Annotated in this window: 17 protein-coding genes and 1 rRNA gene; 12 read left to right on the top strand and 6 right to left on the bottom strand. The window is 41.9% G+C overall.

Translation table 11 applies throughout. From position 1 onward, the window contains the following. Positions 1-29 precede the first annotated feature (29 nt). Together radC and B2W49_RS08520 are read left to right on the top strand one after the other, a co-directional pair. Positions 30-728: a RadC family protein gene (gene radC, locus B2W49_RS08525; RefSeq protein ID WP_019838027.1), complete on the top strand. Its 699-nt coding sequence runs from the start codon at positions 30-32 to the stop codon at positions 726-728. A gap of 68 nt (positions 729-796) precedes the next feature. Further along, on the top strand, positions 797-1,705 hold the full coding sequence (locus tag B2W49_RS08520) for a bestrophin family protein (protein WP_019838028.1): 909 nt from the start codon (positions 797-799) through the stop codon (positions 1,703-1,705). Positions 1,706-1,795: 90 nt separating this feature from the next. Here B2W49_RS08520 and B2W49_RS08515 read toward each other — a convergent pair whose 3' ends face one another. Beyond that, positions 1,796-2,647: a PHP domain-containing protein gene (locus B2W49_RS08515; protein ID WP_019838029.1), complete on the bottom strand. Its 852-nt coding sequence runs from the start codon at positions 2,645-2,647 to the stop codon at positions 1,796-1,798. Between the two features lie 45 nt (positions 2,648-2,692). Here B2W49_RS08515 and B2W49_RS08510 point away from each other — a divergent pair, with 45 nt between their 5' ends. The 4 genes from B2W49_RS08510 to mnmC are packed head-to-tail and all read left to right on the top strand — an operon-like array spanning position 2,693 to position 6,036. Further along, entirely contained in the window at positions 2,693-3,304 is a 612-nt protein-coding gene (locus tag B2W49_RS08510; RefSeq protein WP_291338782.1) for an inner membrane-spanning protein YciB, read from the top strand. A gap of 29 nt (positions 3,305-3,333) precedes the next feature. Beyond that, complete coding sequence (locus B2W49_RS08505) at positions 3,334-3,636, top strand: YciI family protein (protein ID WP_004976238.1); 303 nt, start codon at positions 3,334-3,336, stop codon at positions 3,634-3,636. Between the two features lie 5 nt (positions 3,637-3,641). Further along, on the top strand, positions 3,642-4,097 hold the full coding sequence (locus B2W49_RS08500) for a hypothetical protein (protein WP_291338781.1): 456 nt from the start codon (positions 3,642-3,644) through the stop codon (positions 4,095-4,097). A gap of 37 nt (positions 4,098-4,134) precedes the next feature. Beyond that, the gene (gene mnmC / locus B2W49_RS08495) at positions 4,135-6,036 is read left to right on the top strand and encodes an FAD-dependent 5-carboxymethylaminomethyl-2-thiouridine(34) oxidoreductase MnmC (RefSeq protein ID WP_291338780.1); all 1,902 of its coding nucleotides are present in this window, start codon (positions 4,135-4,137) and stop codon (positions 6,034-6,036) included. A 79-nt stretch (positions 6,037-6,115) separates the two neighbouring features. On the opposite strand, the gene B2W49_RS08490 is transcribed toward mnmC, so the two are convergent. Beyond that, a complete protein-coding gene (locus B2W49_RS08490; RefSeq protein ID WP_004976235.1) occupies positions 6,116-6,430 on the bottom strand; it encodes a rhodanese-like domain-containing protein in 315 nt (104 codons plus the stop codon). 92 nt (positions 6,431-6,522) lie between these two features. Between B2W49_RS08490 and B2W49_RS08485 the strand changes: the two genes are divergently transcribed. After that, entirely contained in the window at positions 6,523-7,011 is a 489-nt protein-coding gene (locus B2W49_RS08485; protein ID WP_004976234.1) for a YajQ family cyclic di-GMP-binding protein, read from the top strand. Between the two features lie 12 nt (positions 7,012-7,023). Beyond that, a complete protein-coding gene (locus tag B2W49_RS08480; protein ID WP_291338779.1) occupies positions 7,024-7,533 on the top strand; it encodes a DUF4442 domain-containing protein in 510 nt (169 codons plus the stop codon). A gap of 319 nt (positions 7,534-7,852) precedes the next feature. Here the strand turns inward: B2W49_RS08480 and B2W49_RS08475 are convergent, their stop codons facing one another. The 3 genes from B2W49_RS08475 to B2W49_RS08465 all read right to left on the bottom strand — a co-directional run bounded on the left by B2W49_RS08475 (position 7,853) and on the right by B2W49_RS08465 (position 9,651). Beyond that, positions 7,853-8,227 carry an acyl-CoA thioesterase gene (locus B2W49_RS08475; RefSeq protein WP_414630593.1) on the bottom strand — a complete coding sequence of 125 codons (375 nt, stop codon included), beginning with the start codon at positions 8,225-8,227 and terminating at the stop codon, positions 7,853-7,855. Between the two features lie 96 nt (positions 8,228-8,323). Further along, positions 8,324-8,755 carry a thioredoxin TrxC gene (trxC, locus tag B2W49_RS08470; RefSeq protein ID WP_104853053.1) on the bottom strand — a complete coding sequence of 144 codons (432 nt, stop codon included), beginning with the start codon at positions 8,753-8,755 and terminating at the stop codon, positions 8,324-8,326. After that, on the bottom strand, positions 8,752-9,651 hold the full coding sequence (locus tag B2W49_RS08465; RefSeq protein ID WP_291338777.1) for an alpha/beta hydrolase: 900 nt from the start codon (positions 9,649-9,651) through the stop codon (positions 8,752-8,754). The genes trxC and B2W49_RS08465 overlap by 4 nt, the downstream gene beginning before the upstream one ends. A gap of 124 nt (positions 9,652-9,775) precedes the next feature. Between B2W49_RS08465 and B2W49_RS08460 the strand changes: the two genes are divergently transcribed. The 4 genes from B2W49_RS08460 (at position 9,776) to B2W49_RS08445 (ending at position 13,379) form a co-directional block, all read left to right on the top strand. After that, on the top strand, positions 9,776-10,111 hold the full coding sequence (locus B2W49_RS08460) for a TIGR01244 family sulfur transferase (RefSeq protein ID WP_019838040.1): 336 nt from the start codon (positions 9,776-9,778) through the stop codon (positions 10,109-10,111). Then, positions 10,104-10,526 (top strand): beta-lactamase hydrolase domain-containing protein, encoded by a 423-nt coding sequence (locus B2W49_RS08455; RefSeq protein WP_291338776.1) that lies wholly within the window; start codon positions 10,104-10,106, stop codon positions 10,524-10,526. The genes B2W49_RS08460 and B2W49_RS08455 overlap by 8 nt, the downstream gene beginning before the upstream one ends. Positions 10,527-10,917: 391 nt before the next feature. Further along, on the top strand, positions 10,918-11,907 hold the full coding sequence (locus B2W49_RS08450) for a hypothetical protein (protein ID WP_291338775.1): 990 nt from the start codon (positions 10,918-10,920) through the stop codon (positions 11,905-11,907). 89 nt (positions 11,908-11,996) lie between these two features. After that, a complete protein-coding gene (locus tag B2W49_RS08445) occupies positions 11,997-13,379 on the top strand; it encodes a dihydrolipoyl dehydrogenase (protein WP_291338774.1) in 1,383 nt (460 codons plus the stop codon). 138 nt (positions 13,380-13,517) lie between these two features. Here B2W49_RS08445 and rrf read toward each other — a convergent pair. Beyond that, a 5S ribosomal RNA gene (rrf, locus tag B2W49_RS08440) occupies positions 13,518-13,632 on the bottom strand. Positions 13,633-13,765 lie beyond the last annotated feature (133 nt).

Raw genomic sequence — 13,765 nt, 5'->3', positions numbered from 1 at the left:
CCAATTTAGAATAAAAAAGTCAAATAACAATGCATTTATCTATTAAACATTGGCCTGAACAAGAACGGCCACGTGAACGTCTGATTCAAAATGGTGCTGGCAGTTTATCAGATGCCGAACTGTTGGCTATTTTCTTGCGCTCAGGCTCACAGCAACATTCTGCAGTAGAGTTAGCACGACTGCTGATTCAACATTTTGGCAACTTAACCACCTTGTTGGATGCTCCAATCGCAGAACTATGTCAGTTTCACGGCATGGGCAGCAGTAAATACTCGCAACTCATGGCAGTCAAAGAACTTGGACGGCGCTATGTAGCCGAACATTTAAAACAAGATGCGCTTGAGCTTAGCAATTCCAAACGTCTGATGGAGTATTTGCGTTTTGAACTTTTGGGTGAAACACGTGAGGTATTTGCAGTACTTTGCCTTGATGCCTGTTTACGCAAAATCAGCTTTAAAAAGTTATTTTATGGTGCAGTAAATTCGTGTGAAATTTCTATTAATCAATTGCTACGTTTTGCGATTAGCCAACATGCAACGGCGATTGTGATTGCACACAATCATCCTTTCGGATTGCCACATCCTTCCCCTGCAGATTTAGTCCTGACGCAGCAGATTCAGCAAGCCTGTCAGTTGCTAGAGCTGCGTTTGATTGATCACTGCATCATCTCAAGTGAAGGTAATTTTTCCTTTGCCGAACAACAACTGCTTAAATTTGAGCACACTTAAAATTTGTATATTGACAAAGCCCGCACAAGCACAGAAGATCATCAAAAAATTGTGATGATTCTAATAAAATGATAGTCGATCAACCCAGTGTATTTAACTTACTATTTTCTTGGCGGGGCACGATTTTACCGAAGATCTTGCCGCCTTTGGGCGTGGTGATGCTCATCTCCACAATTATTGGTGGTTTGTCTTATATTGGCTATTTTCATTTTCCAGAATTGCCTTTGGTTGGCTTTACTTTAATTGGGGTGGTGTTGTCGATTTTTTTAGGCTTTAAAAACTCTGCCTGTTATGACCGTTGGTGGGAAGCACGTAAACTTTGGGGCTTGCTGATTGCCACCGCGCGCCACTTTGACCGCGACTGTCGTATCCTCAGTCAGGCACGACGTGAACGCGTCATTCAACACGTGATTGTATTCGCCAATGTCTTGCGTGACCGACTTCGTCATCAAACCGCCAATCCAACCGAGTTAATTCAAACCAGTGGCATGAGTCAGCAAGCGATTACCCAACTGTATCAACAAGCGAACGCACCGCAATACACGCTGAGCTTGATTCAATGGGAGTTGATGCAAGCACTCAAAGAGGGCGAAATTTCCGATATTATTTACACACAAATGAATCAATACGTCACAGAGCTGAGTTTGGTTCTCACGGGTTGTGACCGTATTGCCACCACCCCACTGCCATTTGCTTATTCGGTATTACTAAATCGTACCGTGTACTTTTTCTGTTTTATGCTACCATTTAGTTTAGGGTCTACGCTTGGATTGGCAACTCCGCTTTTGGTTGGTATTTTAGCTTATACTTTTTTAGGTCTGGATGCGCTCAGTTCAGAAATTGAAGAACCTTTTGGCACACAAAGCAATGACTTACCTTTAGATGCGATGGTGCGTACCATTGAAATTGAATTATTGGGCACGCTGGGCAAACCAACGCCACCACCGATTCAGGCACAGGACAATAATTTACTTTAGACCCTTTTCCCAACCTTCTCTCAGAGGGAGAAGGCGTTTTTATCTTTTCTAAATTTTAAAAATGGATATCGCCTCTCCTTCCAGGAGAGGTCAAACAAAACTCTCCCAAATCCCGATTTGACCTTCTTTTACCCGCGGAATATTGCCTAATTTAATCCACGGCATATTTTCACCATGAAAATCACTGCCAACAGATACTTTTAGACCATGTCCAGCAATCAAGCGATCCACCATTTGACGGGTCGATGCAGGGTCAATATTAGGTGGCAACTCCACTGCATCGCCCCCATATTTGGCAAAAATTTCAATCAAATAACGAATATTAGTCGCAGATAAATCATAACGGGTGGGATGCGCCAACACAGCAAAACCCTGACTGTCATGTATTACCCGAATCGTATCTTCCAAACTCAGACCATCAAATTTCACATAAGCCTTTTTGCCTTCTTTGATGTATTTATCAAATGCTTGCTGCACTCGCGTTACAATACCTTTTTCCTGTAAAGTTTTGGCAATGTGGGTACGGGTAATCCGATCTGCCACGCCTTCGACTTTAAGCAGCACATCGTTATAAATATCTTGCCCAATCAGCGGAGTGAGTAAATCACAAATTTGTTTGGCACGTTCTGCACGAATTTGTTTTTGCTGTTCAAGCAGCGCCTGTAAAGGTGCAGGATTTTGCATATTTAACGCCACCACATGCACGCTGTAGCTTTTTTGAGTGGCAGGACGTGACCATTGGCTGGAAATTTCCACACCCGAAATAATCTCTAAAGCCTGCCCCTGTGCGGCTTGTCGTGCCAACGCCACACCATCCATGCTGTCATGATCAGTCAATGCCAAGGTATGAATGCCCTGTTGAATGGCTGCCGCCACCAGTTCTGCGGGTGACAAAGTTCCATCAGAAATATTACTGTGTGTATGTAAATCTACGCCGTGCATCACTTATACTATGTCATTTATTTGATCAGATTTAGATACTCTAACATGAAAGCACTTTTAGACTTTGTGCCCCTCATTATTTTCTTTTATTTATACAAAACTGTAGATCCAAAAGACACTAATCATCAATTACTACAACTCATCGGCTCTGCAGGCGGTGTCGATAATAACCATATTTTGGTAGCCACCACAGGGCTGATCATCTCAATGCTGGTGGTGTACGGCGCATTGTTCATCATGCAAAAATTCCGTTTAGATAAACAACAGTGGATTGTGTTGTTTATGACTGTAATTTTTGGTGGCGTTACCTTAATGTTAAGCGATGATTTTTATATTCGCCTGAAAGCTGCCATTTTAAACATTGTATTTGCAGGTGCTTTTTTGCTGTCACCATGGTTTAGCAAAGACCGTAAACCACTGATTCAACGCTTATTTGGCCCTGTGTTCAACTTAACCGAAGCTGGCTGGAAAAACTTGAATTATGCTTGGGCAGCCATGTTTGCAGTCATGTCTTTCCTACACGTATTTTTTGCATTTTTATTTATGGATGGAAAATATTGGGGTGAATTCACCGCTTTTGGTGACATGATTGTGATGTTTTCCTTTATCATTGTGCAGTTTATTGTATTGCGCAAATACTTTAAAACATCTGAATAATTTCTGATCTGCGATATTCGAGAGTAACTATGCCTTTATTTGTTCTGAGTTGTACTGACCGTGAAGGTACACTGGAAAAACGTCTTGCGACCCGTCCTGCACATCTTGCACGTTTGCAACAACTCGATGCCGAAGGTCGCTTAATTGTGGCGGGGGCAATGCCAAAAGACCCAAGCAATCCACAAGCAGGCTTTTATGGCAGCACCATGATTGTCGATTTTGACAGTCGTGAAGCACTCGATGCTTGGCTACAAGATGAACCTTTCTTAAAAGAAGGCGTATATAGCCACATTGACGTTAAGCCATTCAATAAAGCATTCCCTCAAGGATAAGCGCTATGCGTTTCGTTGTTGCCAGTGTTGTTGCTGTTCTACTCAGTTCACCTGTTTATGCAGTTGAGCCAGCCACAACCACACCTACTGCACCTGCTCCTGCTGCTGTGACCAACACGGCAGCGGCAGCAACAGCCAATGGGGTTACTCCCGCACAGGATAAACCCCTAACTGCAGAGCAAATTGCCAAAAATAAAACTCTTCAGGAAGCCAAAACCAAAGCATTAATTAAAGACCAAAGCACACGTTTGCAACAACTTGAACAAGCGAACCTCGATGCTTTGGCACAGAATCAGGAACTGCAACTTAAAAACGATAATTTAGGCGTGCAAGTTCAAGTACTGCAAAGTGAACGCAGTGCGCAAATGTTTTTATACGGTGCTGCAACACTCGCGGTTGGCGTATTGCTCGGCTTCTTAATTGCCAGCTACGTCTATACCAAACGTCGCCGCCAATGGTAAGGTGAGCCCTCACCTCTTAATTTAAGGTACTCTGGATTTGTTTCAGCCTATTCAAACTGCCGAGCTGGATTGGCAACTGGTCGATGGCATTGATGTGCCCATTTCCAAACAGTTTGGTGATGTGTATTTCTCTAAAGACAATGGCCTGCTCGAAACGCGGCATGTGTTTTTACAGGGCAACGACTTACCCACCCGCTTGGCAGCACTCAACGATTTTGAATATTTTTGCGTAGGTGAAACAGGCTTTGGAACAGGCTTAAATATTTTAGCGCTGTGGCAATTGTGGCAACAGGTACGTCCTAATAATCACAGTCACTTGCAGGCCATTTCTGTAGAAAAATTTCCACTCCGCAAAGCCGATCTAATTCGTGCCTTAGCCGCTTGGCCAGAACTGAGTCATCTGTCTGAACAGCTGATTCAGCAATACCCTGCCGCTATTGCAGGCTGTCATCGTTTAAACTTTCCAGATGAACGCTTTAGCCTAGATTTATGGCTAGGCGATGCTCAGGAGGTTTTTCCTGTCATTCCCAAAACTGCTCCTGTCAATGCTTGGTTTTTAGATGGCTTTGCCCCCTCCTGTAACCCAGATATGTGGCAGGAAACCGTACTCAACCCGATTGTAGCGCTGTCCGATTACGGCACGACCTTTGCCTCTTTTAGTGTGGCAGGCGTACTCAAACGTGGCTTAAAACAACACGGTATTCACATCACCCGCCCACGCGGTTTTGGACACAAACGGGAAATGCTGAAAGCTATCTGGCAAGTACCTGAAATAGCGTCAATCTCCGATCAGAACAAAACTCAAACTGCAACAAATACCACAACAAGCAACCAACAGCGCCATATTGCGATCATAGGCGCAGGCATTGCGGGTTTAAGCTGCGCTTGGGCATTTGCTCAACGAGGGCATCAAGTCACGCTATACGATCAAACAGCACCACTTGCAGGCGGTTCTGGCAATCCTTTGGCGCTCTTAAATCCCAAACTTTGCCCAATTCATCAAAGTGCCGACCATTTAATGACCTTGGCATGGCAATATGCTTTAAATCACTATGCCACATTCAAGGCATTTCGTCCGTTGCAGATTCACCAACTGGCACTGAAACATGCCGATGAATTGTTGGATTTAGCCGCACAATATCCAAAAGGTATTTTAGCAGCACAGCATGCAACCGAACTCACGCCACAAAGTGACTTTGCCAGTTTGAATTTATTACAAGCAGGTGCAGTTTCTCCGCATCAACTGCGTGATGAAATTCTTACGCATCCGCACATTCAGTTTCAACAAGCACAAATTAAACAAATCACCCCGACAGCACAGCAATTGATCTTACACAGCGTAGATGCTGAACTTGGAACATTTGATCATGTCATCGTCTGTGCTGCACTGCAAAGTGGTGCTTTTTTTGAGTATTACCCTGTGCTTAAACCTATTCGTGGGCAAGTCAGCTGGGTAAATAATGCCGATCAGGCTTTGCCATTATCACAAGCCTATAGTTATGGCGGCTATTGCATGCAGCTCAATGCCGATCAACTGATTTTAGGTGCATCGTTTTATCCAAATCGGGAAGATTGTGACGTCTTGGCAGAAGACCATGTGCATAACTACGAACTTATCCACAATGTCTTTCCTGCGTATGCGGAAAACTTAGCACCTATAGATACTTGGCAAGGTCGTGCTTCGCTACGCGCCCAAAGTCAGGACTATTTTCCCTTGCTTGGCAAAATGCGTGATGATCAGGAAATTTACAGCTTTGCAGGACTGGGTTCTAAAGGCTTTTTATTTGCTCCGTTGTGCAGTGAAATACTGGCAGCACAAGTTTTAGCAGAAGCATGCCCTGTACCTAAAAATTTACTACAAAAACTGGCAGCTACACGCTTTCAGAAAAAGAGGAAAACCAAAAAACCTTATTTTAAAGCGCTTCCACCTTCAACCTGACGCTTACTTATAGCGGACTACAATAAAAAGATACCCAACAAAAAAGCGCCTTGCGGCGCTTTCTTCATATTGATGATACTTAGTGACCTTGTTCCAAAGGCATGCCTGCATCACGCGCAGCACGTGTACCACCCATTAAAACCACATACTCACGTGAGCTGTCCAAACCTTCTAGTTTTTCCGCTGCACGTGGGGCTTTACTTCCGCCACCACATAAAATGTAAATGGGTTGATCCGCCGACACCTGAGTGAGGCTCTCTGCTGATAGATCGTTAATTGGCTGATTCACAGCACCTTTAACATGAGCTTCGGCATAAGCACTTGCATCACGTACATCCCAGATAATCGCGTCAGCTGGGAACTCAAATGTTGTAATTTCTTGTTTACGGATCATTGCGCACTCCTTTGATGTAAAACAACACTTGGCAAATGAAGAAAACATCCCTAGCATCTCAGATATTGTTTCCATTTGCAAAGGTCTTCATTATGCCTTCTTTCGATATTGTTTCTGAATTAGAACTTTTTGAAGTGAATCATGCGGTTCAAAACACACAAAAAGAAATCGGTACTCGTTTCGATTTTCGTGGTCAGGACGTTTCTATCGACCTCAATGAAAAAAACAAAGAGATTAAAATCTCCACTGAAAGTGATTTCCAATGTGAGCAAGTGTATACCATGCTCGAAAATCACTTCTATAAGCGTAAAGTCGACATTCAAGCACTTGACCCTCAAAAAATGACCGCATCAGGTAAAAATGTGATTCAAGTGATCAAACTTAAAGATGGTCTTGACTCAGATACCGCAAAAAAAATTAACAAAGCCATTAAAGACAGTGGCATTAAAGTGCAATCTTCTATTCAGGGTGACAAAATTCGTGTAACCGACAAGAAACGCGATACATTGCAACAAGTCATGGCGTTCTTGAAAGAGCAACAATTTGGTCTGCCGCTGCAATTTAACAACTTTAAAGATTAATTTGAGGATGTCATGACACCAACCAATCGCTTAAACAAACTGGTCAAAGCAACATCAAAATTGCCGAAAGGCATTCAAAGCCGCCTTTTGAGTCAAGCCTTTGGTCGTGTCGTACCAATGGTGGGCACTGCGAAAATTCGCTATCACGAAGTAACTCCATCACAAGTGGTGGTCAGTCTTGCCAATCATAAAGCCATGCAGAACCATATTGGACAGGTGCATGCCTGTGCTATGACACTGTTGGCCGAAACTGCCACAGGTTTTGTAACGGCTATGAATGTACCAGATAGTGCCATTGTGCTGATTAAAAGCCTGAAAGTGGACTTTAAACGTCCGACTCAAGGTGCAATGACAGCGATTGCTACATTAAGCCCAGAACAGCAACAACGCATGCACAGCACCGACAAAGGCGAAACGCTGGTCAATGTCAGTGTGATTGATGAATCAGGGGAAGCCCCGATTCAGTGTGAAATGTTGTGGGCATGGGTGTCGAAAGCACATTTAAAGCAAAAACAAGATTGATACTTGTTTCTCTCCAATAAAAAAATCCCAGCTACTGAGCTGGGATTTTTTAATTATGATGATTAGGGTCTGTTGACAATTCGTCTATGTTTGCGACGACGCATATTTTTAGCTGATATAAGGCATGGGACAGGAAATTTAGTCATTCTAAATGACTGGCACATAACGCAATAGCAGCAAAAAATATGCTTGTCCTGAAAGGCTGTGGCTAAAACTTTCTCAGATTACGTTATGAAACTTGGCAATAGTCTCGCTATTCCCTGCGTTTCATGCCTGATCTGCTCAGTTTTAGCCTACAGCGCAAGCCATTTATGAAATGTCAACAGCCCCTAGCCTGAGCTTCTAAAAACTTCTGTTTGGCTTCTTCAGGTATCTGACGTTTTGAGCCTTTGACGTCAACCGCAACAAAGGTAAATACCCCTTCGGTGACGCGCACAGCTTCACGTGAATCGTCATGGCTATCCCACACTTCAATTTGCATTTGAATGGAGGTATTGCCCACTTTTAGAATTTTGGTGTAGCAACTGATCACATCGCCCACTTTTACAGGCACCAAAAAAGTCATTTGGTTAATGGAAATCGTAGCACAACGTCCTTTACTAAAACGCTCGGCATGAATCGCACCTGCCAAATCCATCTGAGAAACGATCCAGCCTCCAAAGACATCTCCACTCCAGTTGGTATCTGCTGGCATGGCAATTGTTTGTAGGGAAAGCACTCCCTCTGGTTTTGCATGAGAATCTGACACGTTCACTCCGGACATTTGCATTAAATTAGCACGAACAGTGCATTAAGACTGGGCGTTGAGTTGCTGATCCAACCACTGTTGTAATTCAGTCGCTCGTAGCGCGCCGCTTATTCTAGCAATTTCATTGCTTTTATTCATCAATACCAGTGTTGGAATACTGCGCACATGAAACGCGCTGCTTAAACGTGGATTGGCTTCGGTATCAATTTTGGCAAACACCACCTGCGGATTTTGCTTAGCGACTGTTGCAAAATGTGGTGCCATCATTTTACAAGGACCACACCAGTCCGCCCAAAGGTCAATCAAAATAGGTAAATCACTATTTTGAATAAAATTACTGAAATTTTGCTCATTTAATTCAATGGGTGCAAGTGGGATCAGCGCTTGATGACACTGCCCACATGCAGGATTGGCAGATAATTTATCTTCAGGTACACGGTTTTTTGCACCGCATTCAGGGCATACAATTATCATTTACTAACTCCAAACAGTTGCTGTAAAAACTCTAATTGGGTCTGAATGGCTTTTTTAAACCATTCGCCATGATAAATATCGAAATGATGCATATCCCACTCCTCATATTGCACATAAGGCGCAATATTGGTGGCCGTTTCACGACTCGATTCAATTGGAATCAGGCTGTCACGCAGTGCGGCAATAAATAACACAGGAATGTTGATTTGCCGCACTTCTTGAATGGGACGATAACGAATCAAATTAAAAAATACCCGCGCAGGAATTTCCCCACTCCAGTAATGGTCGGGGTTCACAATCGACATATAACCTGCATAACTGTCTGTAGTCGGAAAAAAACACAGTTCTTTTTGCGCCACCACTGCCAGTGTTTTGGGTGACATGCCCACCTTTGCTCCCATATAGTCCTGACTGGAAATTTTTAAAGCTTTCGGAAGTTGCTGTAAAGGATACAACTTGGCACTTTCCGCACCATCTACAAAAGGCACTTGTACCATGACTGCGGCAATATTGTGTAAGCGCGAGGCCAAACTCAGTACATATCCACCGCTGAGCGATGTCCCCCACAGAATCATACGTTTGGCATCAATGGATTTACGTTCTGCAATGTGTGAAATCATGCTGCGCCAGTCATCTAACTGCGCCTCTATGGACACCAACTCACGTGGACGCCCTGTACTTCCACCCCAATAGCGATAATCAAATAGCACCACGGCATAGCCTGCCTGAGCAAAGTGTTGTGCATATTGCACCAATTTAAAATGACGCAAGGCCGCCAGACCATGCGCCATCAGAATCACCGCGGGTTTTTCTATAGATTTAGGGCGATAAAAGTCTGCAGCAATCACCTCATGATCACTTTTGACATATAAAGGCTCAACCATATAGGAATGCATAAGCGCTCCATTGCGTTATTTTATCGTTATCGTCGTTATAAATATTTCAGAACATTCAGCTCATGAATCTGCTTAATGCTATCATAAAGCATATTGTCATGAATAAAATGATGGAGTGTTCCCCATGTCTGAACAAGTCGGTTTTGCAGGTCAAATTGGTCCTGAGCATGTAACTCAGGTACTTGAGAAAGGTTTTAAGTCAATTATTAATAACCGCCCAGATATGGAAGGTGGTCCTGAACAGCCCACTAGTGCACAAATTGAAGAAGCAGCACGTGCTGCAGGTTTGGATTATGTTTATCAGCCTGTAGTATCTGGTCAAATTACCGAGTTAGATGTTCGTGCATTTGCCAATCACTATAATGAATTGCCAAAACCTGTGTTGATGTTCTGCCGTACAGGTAACCGCTCAAACAACTTATTTCAGTTAGCTAAACAAATGGATTTGTTGGATGACTAAACACATCCTCAAACATGTGTTTTGCTGTATTCTGATCTGCAGCAGTATCTCGTTGAGTCACGCTCAAAACGATGCTCAGGCTTTAAATACTCAAGTCAGTGTTGCAGGTCAGATGAATGCTGCCAAATTTTCACAGTTGATGCGACAAGGTTTTAAATCTGTGATTGTGAACCGCCCTGATCAAGAGATTGGCAATGCGGTCAAAGTCAGCGAATTACGCAATATTGCTGAAAATTCTCAGGTCAGTGTGATTTATCAACCCGTTAGTAGCGGTAAAATTTCTCAAACAGATATTCTTGAATTTGCCAAATATTATAATGAGCTTCCAAAACCCATTCTGATGATTTGTCGTAGTGGCGCTCGTTCCAGTGCTTTATTTCATCAGGCAAAATCTCAAGGTTTGTTGCATGAATAAAATTTTATTGGCAGTAATGTGTGTCTTGTTTCTCAGTGCGTGTAGTTCTATTCAAGTACGTCCAACGGTGGGTGTGAGTGTGGGAACCAGTTTATAATTTTTATTGTTCAACCTATGGCGCTATATGCGCCATTTTTAATATATGCTATCTTTGCAAAATTATTTTTTGTTAATAACAATATAATTCGGGGTATTACACAATGAATTTTTTAAAGGAACGCTCGCAGTAGCATTAACTGGTTTACTTACCGCATGTGGGGGCGGTGGCAGTGATGGCTACTATAATAATGGTGGTGGCTCGAACACTCCTACGCAACCACCAACAGGTGGAAATACTACAACTGCTGAAACACAAAAGATTTTTGATTCTTTAAAAACAGAAGCTGCTGCGTTGTTTGGACAAGCAGATCCTGAACAAAAGGGTTACGTTGATCATGCGTTAGATGCTTATGCTCAAAGTATCCTAAAAATCTCACAAGATATTAGAAATGTTGACTTCACAGTTTTTGCAGCAACAAACCGCAAAGAAAAATGCTTTGATGAAAGTAAAATTGATAATCGCGCCTGCTATGTTTTCAAAGGTGATGATATTAATAAATTACTAGGATCGAAATACGATAATTGGGATTTTGTTATTGATAATGGCACAACAGATAACCTATATGATCAAACAATCGGAGACGATTTAGCAAATATCCGTTTAAAATCAACTGACATTACACCTAATTTAGAAAGTTATTATGGTGAAACATATTTACTTATCTTTGAAAATGAAAATAACCTAAAAAATTTACAAGACATTACCATTTCAGGGGCTTTTTCATACCCATTCGCACAAACTGCAGGACTACAGAAGCGTTTTATTCTAATTAATAATGAAACAAGCGATTTCAAAGTAACAGTAACAGAAGTTGGAGCGACTCAAAGCACAGTAATTGGTGCTCTCAGTATCTATAAAGTACCTAAAACAGCTGACAATAGTGAATATTATGTAACAGAAGCAGGTTCTGGTTTTAATACATTAATTAATGATAATACCAACGTAGCTTTTGCTGAACCAGTAAACTTCCGCATCGATTCTGAGCTAGGCATTGCACCAAGCACATATAAGATTTTGAATAGCATTGAAACTTTAAACCTGCCGAGTGTAACAATATCTGGGACACGTGTAGAACACGAGCAACCAACATTAAATGCTAAAGAGTTTATCGGAAGTATTTACCTGGAAGGTCCAAGTATTCTTGACTTTAAACAATCTGCAGTAGATTCAATTTTAAAATTCAAACACGTTCTTAATGGCGTGACCTATGCAGGCCAATCAAAAAATACAGCTTCAGGTATAATCACAGAATTTAGCTCTCCAAGTGCTATCAAATACTAATAAATGTTAATCTAAGAATACAAAAAAGCCTCCAACATGGAGGCTTTTTTGTATTAGATTTAAATAAATTTAATAAGTTAAGATTACATATGTACGACCTCATTATCATTGGTGCAGGCACCGCCGGCATCAGCGCCTATAAAGAAGCCATTAAATATACCCAAAATCTACTTATCATTAATCACGGCCCTTGGGATACCACTTGTGCCCGTGTGGGTTGTATGCCGAGTAAAGTTCTCATCTCCAGTGCCAATCGCATGCATGACATTCAACATGCACAAGAGGTTGCACTTAATGTAGATACAAAAATTGATACATCCAAAATCATGTCACACGTACGTAAATTACGTGATCGCTTTACTGCAGCAACACAAAAAGATGTAGATCGCTGGGAGACATCCCACAAAATTTCAGGCTTTGCGACATTCGTAGATGCCCGTACCATTCAAGTCAATGGACAACGATATCAAGCGAAATCCTTTATTATAGCTGTGGGTTCTACCCCTGCTTATGACCAATCATGGAAACAAGCTTTGGGGGAGCGCTTAATAACATCAGACCAAATTTTTGAATTGGAAAAAATACCTCAGACTTTAGCAGTTATTGGTAGCGGTGTGATTGCAATCGAATTAGCTCAAGCCATGCAGCGCTTAGGAGTAAATACCACTATTTTTGCACGTAGTCGCAAAGTAGGCTCTCTCAGTAGTCCTGAACTACAAAAAATTGCCCAAGACACACTCAGCAAAGAACTGAACATTAAATTTGAAACCTTGCCAACACAACTTAAAAAAACAGCGCAAGGTGTACAACTTGAGTATCAAGAAGATGGACAAACGCAAAACTTAACTGCAGATTACGTTCTGGTTGCTACAGGTAGACGTAGCTATTTAGATCAACTTCAACTCGAAAATATAGATCAAAGCTTTAATAATTCAAAACACCTCCCGATTGATGCCTACACCAAACAACTTGGGCAACATGCTATTTTTGTAGTCGGTGATGCCCATACAAATACACCAATTCAGCACGAAGCTGCACATGAAGGCCGTGAAGCTGTGCACAATTGTCTGAATTATCCAAACCTAAAAAATTTAAAAACACTAACACCAATCGGAATTGTGTTTAGCTCACCTGAAATGGCAACTGTAGGACAAAGCTACAAACAGCTAAAAGATCAGAATATTGCATTCACAACAGGTTTTGTTTCTTATGAAAAACAAGGTCGTGCTTTAGTTTTAGGTAAAAATAAAGGTGGTATTGAAGTCTATATTGATTCAAGTAACCATAAACTCTTAGGTGCAGAACTGTTTGTCAAAGCAGCAGAACACATGGCGCATTTACTTGCATGGATGATTGATGGGGAACTTACACTTGAAGATATTTTAGATAAGCCCTTCTACCATCCAACCCTAGAGGAAGGCCTAAGAACTGCATTTAAACATGCACGCAGACAACTGCGGGAAGCTGGCTAAAATTACAAAATAAAATGCTTATCTAAAAAACCATCCATTGATGGTTTTTTTTGGTGTTCTTTATTTTTAGTAGTCTCTATCTTTTTTTATCTGCATAAAAAAACACCCCCAACGTTAGTTGGGGGTGTTTGAATAATGAGCTGGCGATGACTTACTCTCACATGGGTAATCCCACACTACCATCAGCGCGAAGAGGTTTCACTTCTGAGTTCGGGAAGGGATCAGGTGGTTCACTCTTGCTATGGTCGCCAGCACAACTGTTATGGACTTGTTCGGGTCTTAGTTACATTGCTTTTGCTTGATGCTTTGCATGTAATGCCTTACTTGGTTCCAAATGAGTTATTAACAGGTTGGCTATTGGGTCTGAAGTTTATTGTTTAGCGTTC

Origin of the sequence: Acinetobacter sp. UBA801, from assembly GCA_002296655.1 — a bacterium.
Lineage (GTDB): Bacteria > Pseudomonadota > Gammaproteobacteria > Pseudomonadales > Moraxellaceae > Acinetobacter.
This window is presented reverse-complemented; position numbering and strand designations above follow the sequence as displayed.

Bases quoted from the DNA above. Each gene is read 5' to 3' on its own strand.
- radC (WP_019838027.1), top strand. From the start codon at position 30: ATGCATTTATCTATTAAACATTGGCCTGAACAAGAACGGCCACGTGAA.
- B2W49_RS08520 (WP_019838028.1), top strand. From the start codon at position 797: ATGATAGTCGATCAACCCAGTGTATTTAACTTACTATTTTCTTGGCGG.
- B2W49_RS08515 (WP_019838029.1), bottom strand. From the start codon at position 2,647: ATGCACGGCGTAGATTTACATACACACAGTAATATTTCTGATGGAACT.
- B2W49_RS08510 (WP_291338782.1), top strand. From the start codon at position 2,693: ATGAAAGCACTTTTAGACTTTGTGCCCCTCATTATTTTCTTTTATTTA.
- B2W49_RS08505 (WP_004976238.1), top strand. From the start codon at position 3,334: ATGCCTTTATTTGTTCTGAGTTGTACTGACCGTGAAGGTACACTGGAA.
- B2W49_RS08500 (WP_291338781.1), top strand. From the start codon at position 3,642: ATGCGTTTCGTTGTTGCCAGTGTTGTTGCTGTTCTACTCAGTTCACCT.
- B2W49_RS08490 (WP_004976235.1), bottom strand. From the start codon at position 6,430: ATGATCCGTAAACAAGAAATTACAACATTTGAGTTCCCAGCTGACGCG.
- B2W49_RS08485 (WP_004976234.1), top strand. From the start codon at position 6,523: ATGCCTTCTTTCGATATTGTTTCTGAATTAGAACTTTTTGAAGTGAAT.
- B2W49_RS08480 (WP_291338779.1), top strand. From the start codon at position 7,024: ATGACACCAACCAATCGCTTAAACAAACTGGTCAAAGCAACATCAAAA.
- B2W49_RS08475 (WP_414630593.1), bottom strand. From the start codon at position 8,227: ATGCCAGCAGATACCAACTGGAGTGGAGATGTCTTTGGAGGCTGGATC.
- trxC (WP_104853053.1), bottom strand. From the start codon at position 8,755: ATGATAATTGTATGCCCTGAATGCGGTGCAAAAAACCGTGTACCTGAA.
- B2W49_RS08465 (WP_291338777.1), bottom strand. From the start codon at position 9,651: ATGCATTCCTATATGGTTGAGCCTTTATATGTCAAAAGTGATCATGAG.
- B2W49_RS08460 (WP_019838040.1), top strand. From the start codon at position 9,776: ATGTCTGAACAAGTCGGTTTTGCAGGTCAAATTGGTCCTGAGCATGTA.
- B2W49_RS08455 (WP_291338776.1), top strand. From the start codon at position 10,104: ATGACTAAACACATCCTCAAACATGTGTTTTGCTGTATTCTGATCTGC.
- B2W49_RS08445 (WP_291338774.1), top strand. From the start codon at position 11,997: ATGTACGACCTCATTATCATTGGTGCAGGCACCGCCGGCATCAGCGCC.